The organism is Opitutaceae bacterium TAV5 (genome assembly GCA_000242935.3).
Classification (GTDB): domain Bacteria; phylum Verrucomicrobiota; class Verrucomicrobiia; order Opitutales; family Opitutaceae; genus Geminisphaera.
The window spans coordinates 3,504,166-3,523,377 of the sequence record CP007053.1 but is presented as its reverse complement, the minus strand read 5'-3'; the positions used below and the strand labels follow the sequence as shown (position 1 = coordinate 3,523,377).

At 63.4% G+C, this 19,212-nt stretch carries 15 protein-coding genes; 9 read left to right on the top strand and 6 right to left on the bottom strand.

Annotated elements, in window-relative coordinates; all coding sequences use genetic code 11:
- Window positions 1-233: 233 nt before the first annotated feature.
- Window positions 234-3,434: a DNA helicase UvrD gene (locus OPIT5_15105; protein AHF91341.1), complete on the top strand. Its 3,201-nt coding sequence runs from the start codon at window positions 234-236 to the stop codon at window positions 3,432-3,434.
- Between the two features lie 35 nt (window positions 3,435-3,469).
- On the opposite strand, the gene OPIT5_15100 is transcribed toward OPIT5_15105, so the two are convergent.
- Window positions 3,470-4,486: a transcriptional regulator gene (locus OPIT5_15100; GenBank protein AHF91340.1), complete on the bottom strand. Its 1,017-nt coding sequence runs from the start codon at window positions 4,484-4,486 to the stop codon at window positions 3,470-3,472.
- Window positions 4,487-4,671: 185 nt separating this feature from the next.
- Here OPIT5_15100 and OPIT5_15095 point away from each other — a divergent pair, with 185 nt between their 5' ends.
- The 7 genes from OPIT5_15095 (at window position 4,672) to OPIT5_15065 (ending at window position 12,002) form a co-directional block, all read left to right on the top strand.
- Window positions 4,672-5,679, top strand: coding sequence for a theronine dehydrogenase-like Zn-dependent dehydrogenase (locus OPIT5_15095; GenBank protein ID AHF91339.1), 1,008 nt, complete (start codon window positions 4,672-4,674; stop codon window positions 5,677-5,679).
- Entirely contained in the window at window positions 5,676-6,683 is a 1,008-nt protein-coding gene (locus OPIT5_15090) for a dehydrogenase (protein ID AHF91338.1), read from the top strand. The genes OPIT5_15095 and OPIT5_15090 overlap by 4 nt, the downstream gene beginning before the upstream one ends.
- 256 nt (window positions 6,684-6,939) lie before the next feature.
- Complete coding sequence (locus OPIT5_15085; protein AHF91337.1) at window positions 6,940-7,704, top strand: dehydrogenase; 765 nt, start codon at window positions 6,940-6,942, stop codon at window positions 7,702-7,704.
- A gap of 46 nt (window positions 7,705-7,750) precedes the next feature.
- Window positions 7,751-8,884 (top strand): oxidoreductase, encoded by a 1,134-nt coding sequence (locus OPIT5_15080; GenBank protein AHF91336.1) that lies wholly within the window; start codon window positions 7,751-7,753, stop codon window positions 8,882-8,884.
- 6 nt (window positions 8,885-8,890) lie between these two features.
- A complete protein-coding gene (locus OPIT5_15075) occupies window positions 8,891-9,853 on the top strand; it encodes a quinone oxidoreductase (protein AHF91335.1) in 963 nt (320 codons plus the stop codon).
- Between the two features lie 112 nt (window positions 9,854-9,965).
- Window positions 9,966-10,736, top strand: coding sequence for a metal-dependent hydrolase (locus OPIT5_15070; protein AHF91334.1), 771 nt, complete (start codon window positions 9,966-9,968; stop codon window positions 10,734-10,736).
- Window positions 10,737-10,787: 51 nt separating this feature from the next.
- Window positions 10,788-12,002 carry an arabinose ABC transporter permease gene (locus OPIT5_15065; protein AHF91333.1) on the top strand — a complete coding sequence of 405 codons (1,215 nt, stop codon included), beginning with the start codon at window positions 10,788-10,790 and terminating at the stop codon, window positions 12,000-12,002.
- Between the two features lie 18 nt (window positions 12,003-12,020).
- Here the strand turns inward: OPIT5_15065 and OPIT5_15060 are convergent, their stop codons facing one another.
- The 3 genes from OPIT5_15060 to OPIT5_15050 all read right to left on the bottom strand — a co-directional run bounded on the left by OPIT5_15060 (window position 12,021) and on the right by OPIT5_15050 (window position 15,527).
- Window positions 12,021-13,451 (bottom strand): MFS transporter, encoded by a 1,431-nt coding sequence (locus OPIT5_15060; GenBank protein AHF91332.1) that lies wholly within the window; start codon window positions 13,449-13,451, stop codon window positions 12,021-12,023.
- 21 nt (window positions 13,452-13,472) lie between these two features.
- Window positions 13,473-14,768 carry a hypothetical protein gene (locus OPIT5_15055; GenBank protein AHF91331.1) on the bottom strand — a complete coding sequence of 432 codons (1,296 nt, stop codon included), beginning with the start codon at window positions 14,766-14,768 and terminating at the stop codon, window positions 13,473-13,475.
- Between the two features lie 78 nt (window positions 14,769-14,846).
- On the bottom strand, window positions 14,847-15,527 hold the full coding sequence (locus OPIT5_15050) for an N-terminal cleavage protein (GenBank protein ID AHF91330.1): 681 nt from the start codon (window positions 15,525-15,527) through the stop codon (window positions 14,847-14,849).
- A gap of 74 nt (window positions 15,528-15,601) precedes the next feature.
- Between OPIT5_15050 and OPIT5_15045 the strand changes: the two genes are divergently transcribed.
- Complete coding sequence (locus OPIT5_15045) at window positions 15,602-16,681, top strand: LacI family transcriptional regulator (protein ID AHF91329.1); 1,080 nt, start codon at window positions 15,602-15,604, stop codon at window positions 16,679-16,681.
- 48 nt (window positions 16,682-16,729) lie between these two features.
- On the opposite strand, the gene OPIT5_15040 is transcribed toward OPIT5_15045, so the two are convergent.
- Both OPIT5_15040 and OPIT5_15035 read right to left on the bottom strand, forming a co-directional pair.
- The gene (locus tag OPIT5_15040) at window positions 16,730-17,692 is read right to left on the bottom strand and encodes an anchor protein (protein AHF91328.1); all 963 of its coding nucleotides are present in this window, start codon (window positions 17,690-17,692) and stop codon (window positions 16,730-16,732) included.
- Between the two features lie 101 nt (window positions 17,693-17,793).
- Complete coding sequence (locus tag OPIT5_15035; protein AHF91327.1) at window positions 17,794-19,200, bottom strand: MFS transporter; 1,407 nt, start codon at window positions 19,198-19,200, stop codon at window positions 17,794-17,796.
- Window positions 19,201-19,212: the final 12 nt, after the last annotated feature.

The window sequence follows — 19,212 nt, the reverse complement described above, 5'->3', positions numbered from 1 at the left end:
TTTCCGATGAAATCCTCAAAAAACTCGCCCGCGCCGCCGCCGACCCCGACTACGCCTCCACCCTCGCGCGCGAACTTTTCCCCGACGACGCGCAGTGTCGCCTGTTCGATGTTCAATGTTCAGCGTTCGGTGTTCAGCGTTCGACATCTGCATCTGCGCCCCCCTCCCCTCCCCCCCCCTCCTCTTCCGCCGCCGCCGCTCCCTCTCCGCATTTTCTCTCCCTGCTGCGTGTCATGGTGGAAAACATACACCGCCTCTCGCTCGGCACGCTCGACAGTTTTTTCGGCAAAATTGTGAGAACCTTCCCGCTCGAACTCGGCCTCGGCGGCGACTTCGAAATCCTCCAGGAACACAGCTCGCACCTCGAACGCCGCCGCGTCCTCCGGAAAATGTTCAGCCCCGCCGGCGCGACGCCCGATGACGCCGCGCGCGAGTTCATCGAAGCCTTCAAGCGCGCCACCTTCGGCACCGAGGAAAAACGGCTCGCTCCGCGCCTCGACCGCTTTCTCGACGAGCACCAGGAACTCTACCTCGACGCACCCGCACCCGCCGCCTGGGGCAACCCCGCCCGCATCTGGCCTGGCGCGTCCTCGCCCTGGCTCGCTCCCGTCGCCGACAACGATCGCGACGCCGCCCTGCAAACCCTCCGCGCCTGGGCCGGCAGCGCTCCCGAATCGCTGATGAACGAAAAACAGCGTCAACGCTGGCACGATTTCGCCGCCACGCTCGAAGACTGGTCCCCCGGCGCCGAGCTTCCCAAACCCGTCGCCTACGTGCTCGAAAAAGTCCTCGACCAATGGGACGCCCTCGCACCCGCCCGCGACCAGCCCGTGGACGTGCAACTCGTCATCGAGCGCAAGAAACAGACCCTCCCGCCCGCCGCCTGCGCCGCCCTCGCCACGCTCACGCGCTCGATTTTCCACGGCGAGTTCACGCGCCGCATCCAGATGACCCAGGGCATCCACACCGTCCTGCGCGGCTATGAAGCCGTTTATGGCGACCTCGTCCGCCGCAGCGGCCGCATGACCTTCGCCGACGTGCAACGCCTGCTCATGCCCGAAGCCGGCGCGCCTGTCCTGTGTTCCACATCTTCCGGTTTCAGCCTTTCGCCCGACGCCCGCCTTCTCATCGACTGGCGGCTCGACACGCGTTTCGACCACTGGCTCCTCGACGAATTTCAGGACACCAGCCACGGCCAGTGGAGCATTCTCCGCAATCTCATCGACGAAGCCATCCAGGACTCCGGGCAGGCGCGCAGCTTTTTCTACGTCGGCGACGTCAAGCAGGCCATCTTTTCCTGGCGCGGCGGCGACCCGCGCCTCTTCCGCGAGATTTTTGATCATTACAACGCCGCCACCCCCGGCCTCATCGCCGAAGGACGCCTCGACAAATCCTGGCGTTCCGCCCCCGCCATCATCGACATGGTCAACGCCGTCTTCGGCCACGCCATCGCCCTCGCCACCCACCTGCCCGCTCCCGCCGCGCAACGCTGGTCTGACGAGTGGCGCGACCATGTCTGCGCTCGCCCCGCGCTCGACGGCCATGCCGCCTGGCTCCTTGCCGACACCGACGGCGACGCCGAGGAAGCCCGTTTCGCGCTCACGCTCCGCCTCCTCCAGGAAATCCGTCCGCTCGACCGCGGCCTCTCGGTCGCCGTCCTCGTCCAGACCAACGACACCGCCACGGCCCTCGCCGATTACCTTCGTGCGCAAGGAAACCTTCCCGCCATCGCCGCCTCCGATCTCCACGTCTGCGCCGACAACCCGCTCTCCGCCGCCCTCCTCGCCCTCTTCCAGGCAGCGGCCCACCCCGGCGACACCCTCGCGTGGGAGCACCTCCGCATGACCCCCTTGCGCGCCGTCCTCGATGCCCTTCGCTGGACCGCTCCCGAACACCTCTCCGCCGGCCTCCTCCGCGAAGTCCATACCGACGGGTTCGAACGCACCGTCGAAACCTGGCTCCGCCGTCTGGAAACAAGTGGCGCGGGCGTCCCGCCCGCATCCGACGGGGCACGGGCATCCCTGCCCGTGAGCGTTGCCTCTCCGCGTGACGCGGGCGTCCCGCCCGCAACGTGGCATGGGCATCCTGCCCATGATTCCGGCGTGGCACGGGCTTCCAGCCCGTGTGCCTCCACCACAGGCGCTGCTCCTTCATCCCTCTCCCCGCTCGACCCCTTCAACCGCGAGCGTGCCGACCAGCTCGCCGAAGCCGCCCGCCTCTTCGACGAAACCGGCAGCCGCGACTTTTCCGAATTCGTCCGGTTTTGCCAGCGCCACACCGTTCGCGAAATCGAGTCCGACGCTGTCATCCGCATCATGACGATCCACAAGTCCAAGGGGCTCGGCTTCGATCTCGTCGTGCTCCCCGATCTCGCCGGCAACTCCCTTTCCACCCGCCGCCGCGACTCGCTCGCCGTGAAAAAAGACGACGAACGCAACACCGAATGGATTCTCAGCCTCCCCCCGAAACTCTTCGCCGATCACGATCCCGCGCTTGCCGCCTGGATGGCCGAAGAGGAATCCGATGCCGCCTACGAAAAACTCTGTCTCTTCTACGTCGCGATGACCCGGGCCAAACTCGGCATGTACCTCATCACCGAGCCGGTCAAAACGTCCAGCCGCTCGAGAAATTTCCCCCGCATCCTCGCCGAATCCCTCGGCACCGCCGGTGACGAAGTCACCATCGGCGACCTGACCCTCCCTGCTGCCTGGAGCACCGGCAACCCGGCCTGGTTCCGCGACTGTCCCGACAACACCTGTGCCGGAGCGGCGGCATTCCTGCCGCTGCCTGACACGGGTAACTCCCCCTCCGATCCGGCGGGCCGCTCCGCGTCCCGTCGCAGCGGCAGGAATGCCGCCGCTCCCTTCCAGCCTGTCCGCCGCCTGATCCCCCGCACGCCATCCGACGCCAAAACCGGCACGCTGCCCGGCGCGCTCGTGTTTGGCAACACCGGCGACCACGCCGCCGCCTTCGGCACCGCGGTTCACAACGCCCTCGCCGCCGTCGAATGGCTCGATACCTGGGAGGCCGATGCCTGGACAGCCGCGCTTTTCGCCGCAGGCATCCCCGAACCTGCCATCGCCGAAGCCCGTGCCTGTATCGAAAACGCTGCGACATGTTCCGCCGTTTTCGCGCGTCCCGACGCGCGAGCCGAAGTCTGGCGCGAGCGCACCTTCGAAGTCGCGTTTGGCGACACCTGGTACACCGGCACCTTCGACCGTGTGGTCATTCGCCGCGACGCCTCCGGCCGCGCTTTCTCCGCTACGATCCACGATTTCAAGACCGACCGCCTCCGCGACGACGCCGACCACGCCCGCGCCACCGCCCGCTACGCATCGCAACTCGACATCTACCGCCGCGCCGCCGCCCTTCTCACCGGTCTGCCTGTCGAAAAAATCGAGACCCGCCTCCTCTTCACCAAACGACTGCCATAAGGAGCCACTCTACTTCCCCTGCTATCTGGCCGCGCTCACGTTGAGCCACCCGGACCACCTGGAACCGGATGATTCGTGAGGACCGGACGATCAGCAGCGCGATCGGCCACGCTGTCGCGCTCGATGAGCTGGTAATCCAGAACCGTTTCCCGCGGAAAATCCTGCCGCCGGAGCCGGGCGTCGATCACATCCACCGCCGCGACTGCCAGCGCATGGTAATCCTGCGTGATCGCCGTCTGCGGAGGGATGCAGTAACGGGAAATCATCGCACGCTCGGAAACGACGAGCGAAATGTCGTCCGGCACCCGTTTGCCGTAAAGCGACAGCGCATAGGCCGTGATGATGCCGCCCGATCCGCCGGGGCTGAAAATCGCATCGGGTTTGTTTCGCAGCAGCTTGCCGACTTCCTCCACGAAATTTTCCTCCGTGGGCAGTCGCACCAGGGATTTGCCCGCCGGCAACTTCCTCTCCGCCAGCGCCTCCTCAAGGTACCGTTCGCGCTGGAGCGGATTGCCCAGCTTCGACATGCTGACGAGGCAGCCGATGCGGCGATGCCCGCGCCGGAACAAATACTCCACCGCCAGTTCCATCCCCTGCTTTTCGTTCGAACGCACGGAAAACACATTGGGAAGCGGAGGCGTCACCTCGCGGTCGATCATCACCAGCGGCGCGTCGAATCTTGCGTTCCAGTTATTCCAGGGCACCTCGTCGGAACCGATCCGTATCGCGCCGCAAAACGGGATGTTTTCCAGGCGGTCGAGATTGTCCGCGGGCAGGATCTCGATCCGGTAGCCGCGGGCGGCGAGTTCCCCGGCAAGGTGCGAGACCACCATTTCCACGTAGTTTTGCACAGGATACGCCGATCGGGACGGCGTGATGAGCATGACGTTGCGCCGGCGGCCCGAAAGACGCGGATGATAGTCACGGGACCGCGCAACCTGAAGGACACGTTCGCGGATGCCGGCCTTCACATTGGGATGATTGCTGAAGACCCGGGAAACGGTCGCCGTCGAAACCCGCGCGTCACGAGCGATTTCCTGTATGGTGATCATTGCAGGTCGAAATGGCCTCTATTGAGGTGTTTTCAATAAAAAATCTGATTTTCTGAAACTGATCGAAATTTACATTCCAATTTACAGGTTATTTTCAAATTCCCTCTTGCCGCCACTTTCCCTCCTCCAGCAGTTTTCAAACGAACCGCGGCAAGGTCCGCCCACCCGAAAAACGACATGACGAGATGAAAGGTTACCGCATCACATTTCCCGCCCCCCGGACCGCAAAACTGGAAACATTCGACCTGCCGGAAAACTGTCCGTCAGGCCACGTGTTGCTGGAAACTGAATACACGCTCATTTCGCCCGGCACGGAAATGGACATGTTTCACGGAAGAGCCAACACCACGGGCAATTTCCCCAAACGCCCCGGTTACAGCGCAGCCGGTAAAATCCTCGCCACCGGCGACGGCGTGACGGAACTCAAACCCGGCGACCGCGTCATCGCCTACCACAGCAATCACGCCACCCTCTCGATAAAAGAACAGCGCCACGTCGTGCGCATCGAAGACCCCGCGCTCGATTCGAAGACAGCCGTGTTCGCAATCATTGCCGCGATGGGTCTGCAAGGCGTGCGCAAACTGCGCCTCGAACTCGGCGAATCTGCCATGATTATGGGACTCGGACTCCTCGGCCTGTTCGCCACGCAATGCGCCCGCCTCAGCGGCGCGATGCCCATCATCGCCCTCGACTATTCCGAAGCCCGCCGCGCCCTCGCCCTGCAACTCGGCGCCGACCACGTCTTCTCACCCGACGAAAAAAACCTGCCCGCGACAATAAAGACCCTCACCGGAGGAGGCGTAAACGCCGTCGCCGAAATCACCGGATCACCCCTTGCCGTCAAACAAGCCCTCGCCTGCACGGCCCCGATGGGACGCGTCTCCCTCACGGGCTGCTCGCGCACCCCCACGCTCGACATCGATTTTTACAACGATGTCCACAAACCCGGCATCACCCTCATCGGCGCGCACAACTTCGTGCGTCCCTCCGAAAACTCCCGCCCCGGCTACTGGACGCTGCGCGACGACCTGAAAATGCTGCTGCGGTTTTTCGCCGCGGGCCGGCTCCACGCCGCCCCGCTGATCGCCGAAGTCGTCGTCCCGCAAAAAGCCCCGGAGATCTATCAACGCCTGGCCGCGGGCGGCACGAACCCGCCCGGCATCCTTTTCGACTGGAGAAACGCAATCGCATGAAATCGAAACCCATAAAAATCGGCCAGATCGGCATTGGCCACAACCACGCGTCGGAAAAGATGCGGACGCTCCGCAACCTGCCTCATCTGTTCGAGGTGGTCGGCGTCGTGGAGGACGATCCCGTGTGGCGCGAACGGCGCGGCAACATGGAGGTTTATCAGGGCCTGCCCTGGATGACCGAGGAGGAGCTTTTTGACGTTCCCGGCCTCGAAGCCGTCGCCGTGGAAACCGACGGCTTGGAACTCGTGCCCACCGCCGCCCGCTGTGCCGCGCGCGGCCTGCACATGCACCTCGACAAGCCCGGCGGCGAATCCCTGCCGGCATTCAAGGCCCTCCTCGACGAATGCGAGCGCCAGAACCTCTGTATCCAGCTCGGCTACATGTATCGCAACAACCCCGCGATCAACTTCTGCAAGCATGCAGTGCGCGCCGGCTGGCTGGGCGACATTTTCGAGGTCCATGCCGTCATGAGTCGCCTCGACGGCGACGACTACCGCAAGTGGGTCGCCAACTTCAAGGGCGGCGCCATGTATATATTTGGCGGATACCTGATCGACATCGTCGTTGCCCTGCTTGGCCGCCCGCAAAACGTGACGGTCTTCCAGCGCCCGACCCGCGACGACGGCGTCAACGACAACGGCTTTGCCGTGCTCGAATATCCGCACACCACCGCCTCGATCCGCACCTCCATCGTCGAGGTCGAGGGTTTCAAGCGCCGCCAGCTCGTCGTGTGCGGCACCAGGGGCACCGTGGAAATCCAACCGCTGGAGCACCACAGCAGCCGCTACGCGATCGACCCTCTGCATGTGCGCCTGACGCTCGCGCAGCCGTGCGGCGAGTTCTCCGCCGGCACGCATGTCGTGGATGTCGGTGTCATCAACGGCCGCTACACCGGGCAACTCACCGAGCTCGCCCGCATCGTTCGTGGCGAGATGAAGAATCCGTTTCCGCCTGCCCACGAATTCCTCGTTCACGAGGCCCTGCTCGCTGCCGCGGGCTATTGACAGGAAAACACTAAAAACCAACCGCGGATGAACACGAATGACGGGAACCCGATCTTTTTTAACCACGGATTTCACGGATTTTCGGAGATTACACGGATGGGAAGTCACCTGTTTTTCCTGAAAATCCCTGCCTTTATCCGGTTTTATCCGTGGCTAAAAAAAGAACGTGGTTTTGGCTCTGCCAACCTGAATCCATGTCAGACAGTCGCTTCACTCGGTACGCGGTAAAAAAACTCAATACACCACTCACCACCCTATGAAACTGAAAGACCAAGTTGCCATCGTCACCGGAGGAGGCGGCGTCCTCGGTGGCGCCATCGCCCGCAAGCTGGCCGCCGAAGGCGCCAGGATCGTGCTCTTCGACATCCGCGCCGAGTTCGCCGAACAAAACGCCAGGACCATCACCGCCGCCGGCGCCGCCGCCGAGCCGGTCGGCCTCGACATCACCAATCCCGACGACGTGCGCGCCAGGGTGGACGACGTCTTCGCCCGCCACGGACGCATCGACATCCTGGTCAACTGCGCCGGTGGCAGCGCCCGCAAGCGGATGAAGGTCTTCCACGAGCAATCGCTCGACGTCGTCCGCGACGTCATCGCCGTCAACCTCTTCGGCACGCTCAACTGCACCCACGCCGTCGCGCGCCACATGGTGGCCGCCCGCTCCGGGCGCATCGTCAACATCGGCTCCACCGTCGGCGTTCAGGGGCTCGCGAGGTCGGTCGATTACGCCGCCGCGAAAGGCGCGATCATCGCCGCCACGCGCGCCCTCGCCAAGGAGCTCGGCCCGCACGACATCAACGTCAACTGCGTGTCACCCGGCATCGTCCTGCGCGAGAAAACCGACGATCCCGCCACCTTCGCCCGGCGCCACTCGTATCTGAACCGCCTCTGCACGCCGGACGACATCGCCAGCGTGGTCGTCTTCCTGACCCTGCCCGAATCCGGCTACATCCTCGGCCAGAACCACGTCGTGGACGGCGGACGCAGCCTGGCCATGATGGGGTCGGACACACGCGCCTGAGGCGCAGACGTTCCGACGAGGCCCAAGGACAACGCACCCGGACCCAATGCCCTCCGCAGCCAAAACCTGGAAAATCGCCCTCCTGCACGACACCCGGATACAGGGTCGCGGTGGACACCTGACCCATCTGGCCTTCCGGGGTCTGCCTGGTGTCGAGACAGTCGCGCTCGTGGATTCCAACCCGGACGGCATCGCCGAACGCCTGCGCGAAACGGAAGCCGTTCGCCACTACACGACGTGTGAGGAGATGCTGGATGCGGAAACGCCCGATATCCTCGTCATTTGTTCCCGGATACCCGGAGAACACCTCGCACCGATCGGGGCGGCGGCGCGAAAAGGCGTCCATGTCTTCTGCGAAAAACCTCTCACCATCGATCTCCGCGAGGCGGACCGGATCGTGCAACTGGCCGAGGAAAACCGTGTCCGCATCGCCGTCGCCCACCTCGGGCGGCACGCCCTCGTCTTCCAGACCGCGAAGCGCATGATCGAGGCCGGCGCCATCGGGCGCCCGCTCACCTTTTACGGGCGCGGCAAGGAGGACGCCCGCGGAGGCATGGAAGACATGCTCGTCCTGGGAACGCACCTCCTGGACCTCGCCTGTTTTTTCTTCGGTCCTCCGGAATCCGTCTTTGCCGATATCTCCGTGAACGGACGCCCGCTGCGCAGGGAGGACCGCATCGCCACCACCGAGCCCCTCGGCCCCGTGGCCGGCGACGATGTCATGGCCTTCTACAAATTTCCCGACGGCGTCCGCGGGCTTTTCGAGAGCAGGAAAAACCTCGCCTCGCGCGGTGTCCGCATGGGCCTTACCATCGAGGGGAGCACCGGAACCCTCGCCGTCCGCTACGACGAAGACCGCAAGCTCCGCCTCAGCCGTTCGCCGTTTCCTCCCGAGGACGAATCCCGCTTCGATGACGTTCCCCTCCGCGAGGAGCGCGTGATCCCGGGCGCGCGTCCGCTCGACCTCGACGCCCTCGCGGGCCACCACCGCTACTTCGCCGAAAACAACCGCCTCGCCGCCTGGGACCTGATTCGCTCCATCGAGGAAAACCGCGAACCTCTGGCCGGCGCGCGCGACGCACGGACCGTGCTCGAAATGATCCACGGCGCCTGGGCCTCGCAGCTCACGGGCAGGGCCGTGCGCTTGCCTCTCGAAGACCGCCGCCACCCTCTGGAATAAACCGCCATGCATGTCATACGTGTTGATGAAAACAAAAGGATGAACTGGACGACCGCCCCGGACCCTGTTCCGGGCGGGAAGGAAGTCCTGATCGAAATTCACGCCACCGCCGTCAACCGCGCCGACCTGCTCCAGCGCGAGGGCAAATACCCGCCGCCTCCCGGCTGGCCGGAGTGGATGGGACTCGAGGTGGCCGGCACCGTTGCCGCGCTCGGTCCGGACTGCTCCGGACGCTGGAAACCGGGCGATCGGGTCTGCGCGCTGCTCGGCGGCGGCGGCTACGCCGAAAAAGTCGCGGCCGACGAAGACCTGCTCATGCCCGCCCCCGCCGGCCTGACCATGGAGGAAGCGGCGTCGCTGCCCGAGGTCTTCGCCACGAGCTGGCTCAACCTCGTGCACGAAGCCGGGCTCAAGCCCGGCGAGACGGTTTTCATCCAGGCAGGCGCAAGCGGACTCGGCCTCGCCGCGATCCAGACGGCAAAGTTTCTCGGCGCGAAAGTCATCACCACCGTCGGCTCGGATGAGAAGGCGGGGCAGATCCGCCGCTTCGGCCCCGACATCATCGTGAACCGCAACAAGGAATCGCTTGCCGCGGTTTTCGACAAAAACCCGGTGCATGTGGCGCTGGATTGTGTCGGCGGCGACCCGCTCGCCGAATGCCTGCCCAGGATGGCCCCCGGGGGCCGCTGGGTGCTGGTCGCAACGCTGGGAGGCGAGTTCGCCAATATCAGCCTGCGCCCTGTCCTGAAAAGCGGACTACGCCTGATCGGCAGCACCTTGCGCAGCCGTCCGCTGGAAACAAAGGGCCGCATCCTGCGCGAACTCGCGGAAAGAGTCTGGCCCGAAGTCGAAGCAGGAAAAATCAGGCCCTTCGTACACAAGATCCTCCCGATCACCGAGGCCGAGGCCGCTCACGCCATCCTCCAGCGCCGCGAAAACATCGGCAAGGTCGTCCTGACCATCCGTTAACCCGCAGGGGCGTCGCTTGCGACGCCCGCGTCCGCCGGACAGAGCACACATCCCACGGCGGGCTTCGCAAGCGAAGCCCCTGCCACGCTGATCCACTCGGCCGCTACTTCCCATGATTATTGATTCACACGTGCATCTCCCTTCGCCCGAGGTATCGAAAGGCCACGAGTGCGAAAAGATTTTCCGCTCGGTTGACGAGGCTGTCGCGCTGCTGAAAACGTGCGGCGTCACGGGCATCATCTTCAACATGTGGCGCGGCGTCTTCACCGACTCGGAGGAGGACGTGAACCTCGCCAACGAACAGGCGCTGGCCTTGTACGACGAAGACCCCGCGTTTTTTTATCCGGGCGCAGTCATCGATCCGCGTTTCCCTGCCGCGTCGGAAAAGTGGCTCGCCCGTTTTCGCGAGCGCGGCCTGATGTGGGTCGGTGAAGTCGTTCCCTACCGGATGCGCACCGAATTCGACCAGCCCGAATGGATGCGGCTCTTTGATCTCTGCCGGCGCAACGGACAAATCCTGCACCTGCACGGCAGCCGCGGCGTCATGGGCGTGGCGCGGGCGATGCCCGACCTGAAAATCGTCTCCGCCCACGTGTTCCCCGAGCTGCTCGAAGCGCTCGCCGCCCTCCCGAATGTCTGGCTCGACCTGAGCGGAAAGGAAACCGGCGAACGCCTGGGTCGCATGGAAAAGGCACTACATCATTTCGGCTCCGATCGCTTGCTCTGGGGGACGGACTTCCAGGTTTTCGACCCGGCGGTTTTCATCACCCGCGCGCGCAACGCCTTCGATGAGGAAACGCGGGAGAAGATTTTCTCGGGCAACGTCCTGCGCCTGCTCGCTTCCGCCGGAGGTGTTGCTCCGTTTCGGCGTCCGCGGATTTGAGCGCAAGCCGCCCTTCCCCCCATGCCACGTCCCCGGACCATTTACTGGCGGCTGACCCTGCTCCTGGCCGCCACCGGGCTTTATTTCTTTGCCAACGTGCAACGGGTGGCGATTCCGGGAGCCATTTTCAACACCCTGCAAGGAGAGATGGATGTCTCCGCAGCCTGGATAACCGGCCTCGGCGCCGTGTTCATGTATGTGTATGCGCTGAACCAGCTGGTCGTCGGATTCCTGGCCGAACGTTTCGGCGGGAGCCGGATCATTCTTTCCGGCGCGCTGGTATTTTGCGCAGGCTCCCTGCTGTTTCCGCTCTCCCACGGGCTGCTCCAGCTTTACCTGAGCCGGATTCTGGTCGGGCTTGGCGCGAGCGCGATTTATCTGAGCCTGGTCAAGGAAACGAGGCGAGTGTTCCGCGGAAAGTATTTCCCGTCCGCCCTCTCCGTGGTGATTTTTTTCGGATACGCCGGCGGCATCATGGCGAACGCCCCCTTTCTGATCGGGGCCGGGTTGATCGGCTGGCGCAACCTGCTGCTCCTCGCCGGGGCCTGCTCTGCCGTGTGCTGGCTTCTGTTTTTTGGCGCGGGCGTCGTCCTGAAATTTCCGACAACCCGGACCCGCGGGCATGCGCATTTCAGCCTGCGTCCGTTCGCGGCGCTTCTGGCCAGGCGCAACAACCGGAATCTCTGCCTCTGCACCGGGATCAACTTCGGTCTCTACTATGTGCTCCAGACGGTGATCGGGAAAAAATTTCTCGAAGATTTCTGCCAGCTCGCTCCGGCAAACGCCGCATGGATTCTCTCCCTGATGGCAATCCTGTCCGCCCTGTCCGGCATGTTCCTTGCCGTGCTCAGTCGCGCCTTTGGAAACCGTAAAAAGATCTTCATCCGTCTGGGCGGATGCGTGTCGATGTTCGTTTTCACGACCCTCACGGCCCTGATTCTGCTCGACGCGAGGACTTCGTTTCCCGCCGTCCTGTTCTGCCTGCTGTCGATGACGGCGAGCATCTCCTCCATCGCCATCCCGCTGCTCTACGAGACCAACGCTCCCGGCGACGCCAGCTTTGCCGTCTGCCTGCTGAATTTCAGTTTTTACTTTTTTGTCGCCGTCTTCGGCAACGGCGTGGGGATTTTGATGAACTGCTTCCAGCCGGAGCTGCACGGATCGCAACGGATCTACACGCAAGCCTCCTGGCTCGCTACTTTCTGCATGTTTCTGGTGTTTTCGTGCATCGCTTCGCTGCTTTCATTTCGTGTCTCGGAGAACTGAGGACGGACTTTGCCCGGCTTATTCCGGCGCCGCATATCCCTTCGGCCCGCCAAAGCGCATGAACTGCCGGTGAACCAGCACCTGCGCCGTCAACGTCACCAGCGCCACCGCGCAGCCAACCGTGAACGTGTGCCGGTAGACATTGCCCGTCCAGTCGATCACCGCTCCAACCGCCGGGCCGAGCGTCATCATGAACAGCGAATACACCACACCGGCCGCCGACGCGAACTGCGCGAACTTCGATTGCGGAAACAGCCGCAGCCCCAGCGACGCCGCGCTCGTCATGTAGGCGCCGGACAACACGCCGTGCAGCACGTAGATCACCGCGAACCGCTCCGGTGTTGTCGCCACCAGCGTTCCCGCCAACGCTACCAGCATATAACCCGCCATCGCCGCCATGCTCACACGCAGCGGATGGAACCGGTCCACCAGCCAGCCGATACCGTACGCCAATGTGAATGAAATCGCATATGTCACCGCCAGGCACTTTCCATAAAAATCCATGCTCATCCCCAGGCTCTCCGCATACGGAACGGAAAACGTGTTGACCGGCAGGAAGGCCATCCCGGCAAACGTCAGCATTACGAAAACCGACAGGTAGTACCGGCTGCCGAAACACTCCCTCGCGTAGGTTTTCATGCCGCCGGCGATCCGTGTGCCCGCGCCGACCGGCCGTCCCCTTTCGTCAACCGGCACGGGCGGCGGCGGCGGATAATTTCCCTCCCTCACCTTCAGGCAAACCACCATGAACGAGGCCCCGTAAAACACGCCCACGATGACCAGGATCAGCGTGAAATGATCGGGCACCTTGCCCATGATCCAGTAGTTGAAAATCACGCCGTCGATCAGGCTTACCGCCCTGAACAGTCCGAAGAATCTTCCGAGCAAGGGCCTGGGGACGACATCGTTGATCAGCCCGGTAAACACCACCTGGCCCGCGATCGTCGCAAACTCGAAAGCCGCCCAGAACACGCCGAAACAGAGAACCGAGACCACCATTTCGCTTTGCTCCGGAAAATGCCCGTGCACCCATTTCGCAATGAATGGCGTCACCCCGAGCCCGACCATGCCGAAAGCCGCGAGCGGCGTCGTGACCAGCAGAAAGGGAATGCGCCGCCCCCAGCGTCCGCGATGCCGGTCGGATTTCATGCTGATGACCGGACCGAGAAACAGTCCGATCAACGCCGGAAACGAGGTGACGAGCAGACCGAAGAGGACGTTAGGCACTTCGAGGCTCTTGAGGTACCACTTCGCCATCGGAAACACCGACCGGTCGCGCATCGCCCAGGAAAAATCCCCGAACAGCAGCCAGCAAAACAGGACGACCACACCGGCCGAGGTGTAGGTGAGCGTGCCCGCCTGCCAGGTTTTCCCGGCAGGTTTGGCCGCTTCCGGAAGGGCGACCGGAGAAGAAGGAGGAGGGGATGATCCGGTGGAGGGAGGTGGCATCGAAAACCGGCTTTCCGCCGCTCAGGGAGTGATGAACAGCCGCCACCGCTCTTTCGTGTATCCGGAATCGGACAACTGCGGCCCGAGCAGCGCCCGGAAGGACGCGTCCGTATAATGGACGGAGGCGAAAACCAGCAGGTCACGGATGTCGGCGCGGGCGCCGCCCTGGTCGCCGCCCTTGCCATGAGGCGGCGTCCAGGGGATCTGCGAATTGGCATAGGGGGAGACAAATTCGATGGCCTTGCGGAGGCGGGGGACGACTTCGCCCGGTTCGGCGCGATGCCACCAGACATGGCCGAGTTCCGGATCGAGGAGCGAGGCCTGGTGAGCCAGCGTGGCGAGACCGCGGGCGCCGAATTCCGAATAGCCGAGCGGGGCCACGCGGGCGAGTTCGCGCGGCTGGCGTCCGTCGGGGAGCACCTGGGAAACGAGCCGGTCGTGACGGGCGGCGGTGAGCGTCCGGCGGGCGAGATCGCGACGGCCGAGGAAGAGAGCGAGTTGCACGACCTGCACGTCGTACCAGGTGGAGATGTTGTTGTTGGCGCCGCGTTTTCCGGCCGCGGTGGCGACGGGGCTTTCCAGATACCAGGCGAGGTATCCGGAAAGCCATGCCCGCATCTCCTTGCGGTCCGCCGCCGACCACGGAGACGATTCAGGCGACCGGGTTTCGAGCAGGACGATCCCGTCGATAAGCTGCAGGAGGACGGCGCCGTCGATGGTGCCCACGCCTCCCGTCCTCTGGCGGCCGGGGATGGCCTGGGCGTAGTCGAGATTCGGATTCATCCGGGTGGCCTCGTCGAGAAACCACACGCGGATACTGCGGGCGGCGTGTTCCGCGCAGGCGGCGTTCCCCTCCAGGTAATGCGCGAGGGCGAGCGTCCGGACGTTTTCGCAGAGCCGTTTGAATGCCACGCGGTCGTTTCCTTCGTAGTTCGCAGGGTTGACCTTGCCGTCGATGTTGATCCAGGGAAGGCCGTCCGGTTTTTTCGGGTCGGGCCACCAGTAGGGGCCGAAGCTGTAATAGTCGCGCTTGTCGCCGGAAGGAGGAGTCAGCGTTTTGTCCAGGACGGACGCAGGAGGCTGCTTCAGCGCGGCCTCTGCCTCGGCACGAAGTGCGGCGAGCGCGGGGGCGTAGTGCGGATCGTGCGGATTGGCAGCCAGCCGGGCGCGGGCAGTCGCGAGAGGGCTTGCCGGCAACGTGCAAAGTACGGGCAGTGCGGGTTCCGGACCCGATGGGCTGACGGATGCTGCGCCACATGGCACCGTTCGCGTCGTCATGAACGTCAGGGCAAGAAACACAAGGGAGCTGATTTTCATAAAACAGAAAAGTCCGGGTATCCCGTTATCGGGATACTTTTTGGTCCGACCGGAATCTGACGGCGACGAACCGGGCTGTTACCACCACTTCCAGCGTGGATCGGTGCCTGAAAGCGGCTTTTTCACGGAACTTACATGAGCATCGACAAAGAGGACGTTGGCGGAGTCTCCGGAGTGGCGAAACTGAAGTCCCGCGCCATCCGGCCCCGCACCCTCCTTGGCGCCGGTTGCCGGATCGCCGATTTCGAGCAGGAGAAAAACCCGCGAGGGATTTTCAACGGCGGAACGACGATATTTCCACATCGAGGAATTGGTCGGAGTAATGAGGAGATTATAGCCGTAAGAAATGCGATTGCCCGGATCTTTCGGATCGAAGGACGGGCAGACCAGAATACCGGCCGATTTGGTTTTCCCTTCCGCGACAGGGCCGAGCTGCTCGAGATGCAGCCCTGCATAGGGAGCGAGCTTCCACATCCAGGGCATCTCCTCTTCCTTGGTATACCCCATGTAGCCTGTACTCGGGAACAGGTCCTTGTGGTCTTCGGCGTAAAGTTGCAGGGCCATGCCGACCTGGCGCAGGTTGGAAGCGCATTGGGAGGCGCGGGCCTTGGCGCGGACGGCGCCGACGGTCGGAATCAGGATGGCGGCCAGAATGCCGATAATGGCGATAACGGTGAGCAGCTCGATCAGCGTAAAAGCCGCCGGAGCGGAACGGGCGGTGCGAACAGGCAGGGTGCGGGGCGCTGTAAATGTGTTCATCGGGATTCGGGTGTGGGTAACGACGTGAGTCCTCGCTTGTCGAACGCGCAACAGCGGCTCATTGAAACAGTGTCATGCGCGTGAATCTCCGAACCCTGGCGGCGAAGGCCGGCGTAAGCCTGTCCACGGCGTCGCGCGTATTGCGCGGCATGCCCAACGTGGTGGAGGAAAAGCGTCAGCGCGTGCTGAAAGCCGCGGAGGAACTTGGTTATGTGCGCGATTCCCTGATGGCCAACGCCATGTCCTATGCGCGACGTTCACAAAAGAACGCCTACCGCGAACAGCTCGGCTTTCTGAGCTCCGAGATCTGGACTCACCTCGACAATCTGCCCTGGTTGCAGCCCTGTTTCGACGGTTTTTTCGCGCAGGCCAAAAAACGCGGATACTGGGTCAAGTGTTTCCAGATCAATCGCAATGCGGAGGACCAGAAGGTGCTTTCCCGAAAATTCTGGTGGCAGGGAATTCGCGGCGTGGCGGTGACGTCACCGCCGGCCTGGGCACCCTTCACCATGGCGATAGACTGGTCGCGCATCGCTGCTGTGACGGTGGGGCGTTCGCTCGCGGCGCCGCTGCTGCCGCGCGTGGAACGCGAGTCTCCGGAAGAGCTTTTCGAGGTCTTTGAAAAAATCCGCGATCGCGGCTACCGGCGCATCGGTCTGGCCCTGTCGCAGGCGGACGAGGAACGCCGCCGCTGGAACGTCCGCGGATCGTATCTGCTTTTTTGTGACAAAAACCGCGACGTCCCCGCGCTCGCTCCGCTGGCTGAAAAACACCCCTGGTCGCCGGATGGCTTGCGGCAGTGGCTCCGTAAGGAAAAACCCGATGCAATCGTCGTGAACGAAGGCGCGGCATTCGACTGGTTGCAGGCGGCCGGCGTGCGGGTGCCGGAAGACGTGGCGCTGTGCCGCCTCGATTGCATGCCCGGACGCCCCGAAACGGGGCTGGCCGCCGATCACCGGAGCATGGGGATGGAGGCGGCCAATATGTTATGCGACGCGCTCGAGCACGGCGAGATCGGCATGCCGGCCACGCCGAAGATCGTGACGCTGCGCAATCTCTGGCACGAGGGCGCCACCCTGCCCGATCGCACGGCTGGCGCCGCGGCTCCACCCGTCCCGCCGGCCAGGCACAAACGCAAAAAAGCCGCCTCCTGAACGAAGGCGGCTGGCATGATCCGGCGACCGGTTTTGTGGAAATGCCACTCAGGCCCGCCGGCGTCGGCGCAGCGCGGCAGCGATCCCGAGCACCGCGAGGCCCGCCATGCCCGCCCAGGTCCCCGGTTCGGGTATCGCCTGCGGTGTGACGGCATCGAACGAATCGCCGAAACGCACGGCATCGACCACCATGCTCAGGCCGTCGGCCTCCCCCTTGTCGTTGAGCGCAAACTGGAGCGCGCTGCCGGTGATGCTGAAATTTCCGGAGGTCGCCTTCGCGTACGTCTTGGCGGATACGGTTCCGTCGGTCTGCTTCGCCAAGGCGATGCCGGCAAATCCGTTGGTCTTGAAAACCTCGAACTGGGCTTCGGTCAGATAATAGCTGGTCAGGATGCCGCCCGCATTCGAAGTTGATCCGATGCCGGTGTATTCGGAGATCACGATATAGGTTTCCCCGACATCGAGGGCTCCCCAGCTGCTCAGCGTCGAGTTCAGCCAGGCCGATGACGGCACGGCACCTGCGGCCACACTGCCGTCAGGCAGGACGGAAAGATTGCCTCCGTTGTTAAGACGCATCCCCGCAAACGACGCCGTCGGATTCGGAGAACCCGACGGGGGAAGTACCGATGCCGTCTCGATTTTGAAAACGAAAGCGGAATAAATGGTGCTGCCTGTGCCGCTCACATCCACCGCTGCCGCCAGCACCTGTGAGGCCTGCCCGGAAGATTTGATACGCAAGGAACCTCCGCTATTGGCGAGACTTCCGAACCCGAGATTGCTGGTCAATAGCTCACCCGTCGTGGAGCCGGAGCCCGTGCCGCTTTTCGACCATGTTCCCGACAAGCCGGTCCCCTGCACCGACTGTCCGGCGAGAGCGCCCGCCGTGTAACCGGTGAAGGTTTCTTCGATATAAACGGCTGCGTGGAGGCTGCCGGCGAGGAGCGCCGCGCCGAAAGTCACGGGGCGGGCGACTGACAGAAGGAGTTTCTGGATATGGGAGTTCATCGCCATTACTGCGAAAGCCTCTCCGGATAAAGAGCGATTCGGGCGTGATGAAACAGTGTCACCAACAGCGTGCTGCCCTGTCCTTCTCCGGCTGTCACTTTTCCCTGTTATTCCGGAGCTACATATCCCTTCGGTCCTCCGAGCCGCATGAACCGGCGGTGGACGATAAAGGCCATCATCAGCGCAAGCACGGTCAGGGCCAGGCCAACCACGAAGGTGTAACTGTAGTCGCGTTGCTGGGCGCCGGAGTCGATGGCGAGTCCCACCACGGGTTCCAGCACCATGCCGCCCACGGCCATCATCATGGCCAGGGCTGAAGCGAACTGGGCGAACGCCGAGCGGGGGAAAAGCCGCTGGCCGAGCGAGGCCACGCTGGTGAAGAAACAGCCGGAAATCACTCCGTGGGCGACAAAAGCGATGAGAAACGTGCGCTGGGAATCGATGTTGAGCCATGCCCACCCGCAAACCACTGCGTAACCGATCATGGATGCGATCGACATGTGCAGCGGGTGAAACTTGTCCGCCATCCAGCCGATGAAGTAGGCCAGACACAGGGAAATCAGGTAGGTCAGCGCGAGCGCCTTTCCATAAACGTCCATGTCGATTTGCAGGCTGCGCGCGTAGGGGATGGAGAAGGTGTTGATCGGACCGAAGGAGAGGTAGGCGGCCGTCATCATGAGAAAGACCGAGAGATAGTAAGGCCGGGTGAAGCATTCCCGGAAAAAGGTGCCGATCGCCGTCCGGAAATTGGCCACCGGCCCGCTGATTGCGGCGGAGCGCGGCGGTGGCGGCGGGTAGTCACCCTCCTTCACCTTGAGGCAGACCCAGGTGAACGCCGCGCCGTAGAAAAGACCAATCGTGCCCATGACGAGGGTGAAATGTCCGGGGACCTTGCCGAGTATCCAGTAGTTGAATATGATGCCATCAATCAGGCTGACCGCGCGAAACAGCCCGTAGAAACGCCCGAGCAGTTCCTTGGGCACGACGTCGTTGACAAGCCCTCCGAACAGGGAGGCGCCGGCGGCCGACGCGATTTCAAACGCAGCCCAGAAGACCGCAAAGCAGATGACCGAGACCATCATCTCGCTCTGGTTCGGAAAATGCGAATGCACCCAGCGGGCGACAAATGGTATGGTAGACAGGCCGATCATGCCGGCAGCAGCCAGCGGGCTGGTGAGCAGCAGGAACGGGATGCGTCGTCCGCGACGCCCCCGGTGCCGGTCGGACATCACACTCACGACCGGCGTCAGCACAAAGGAGAGCGCCAGCGGGAAGGTGCTCAGCAGCAGTCCGAAAACGACGCTGGGCACCTCGAGGTGGCTCAGATACCACTTGGCCATCGGTCCGACCGAGCGCTCGCGCATCGACCAGGCAAAATCCCCGAAGAGCAGCCAGACGAACAGCATCACAAGTGCGGGCGTCGTGTAGACGAGGGTGCCGGCCGACCATGTCTTGCGCGGTTTTTCGGCGGGTGTCGCCGGCATGGAGGGAACAAGGGAGATGGAGGGTTTCATCATCGGGATTGA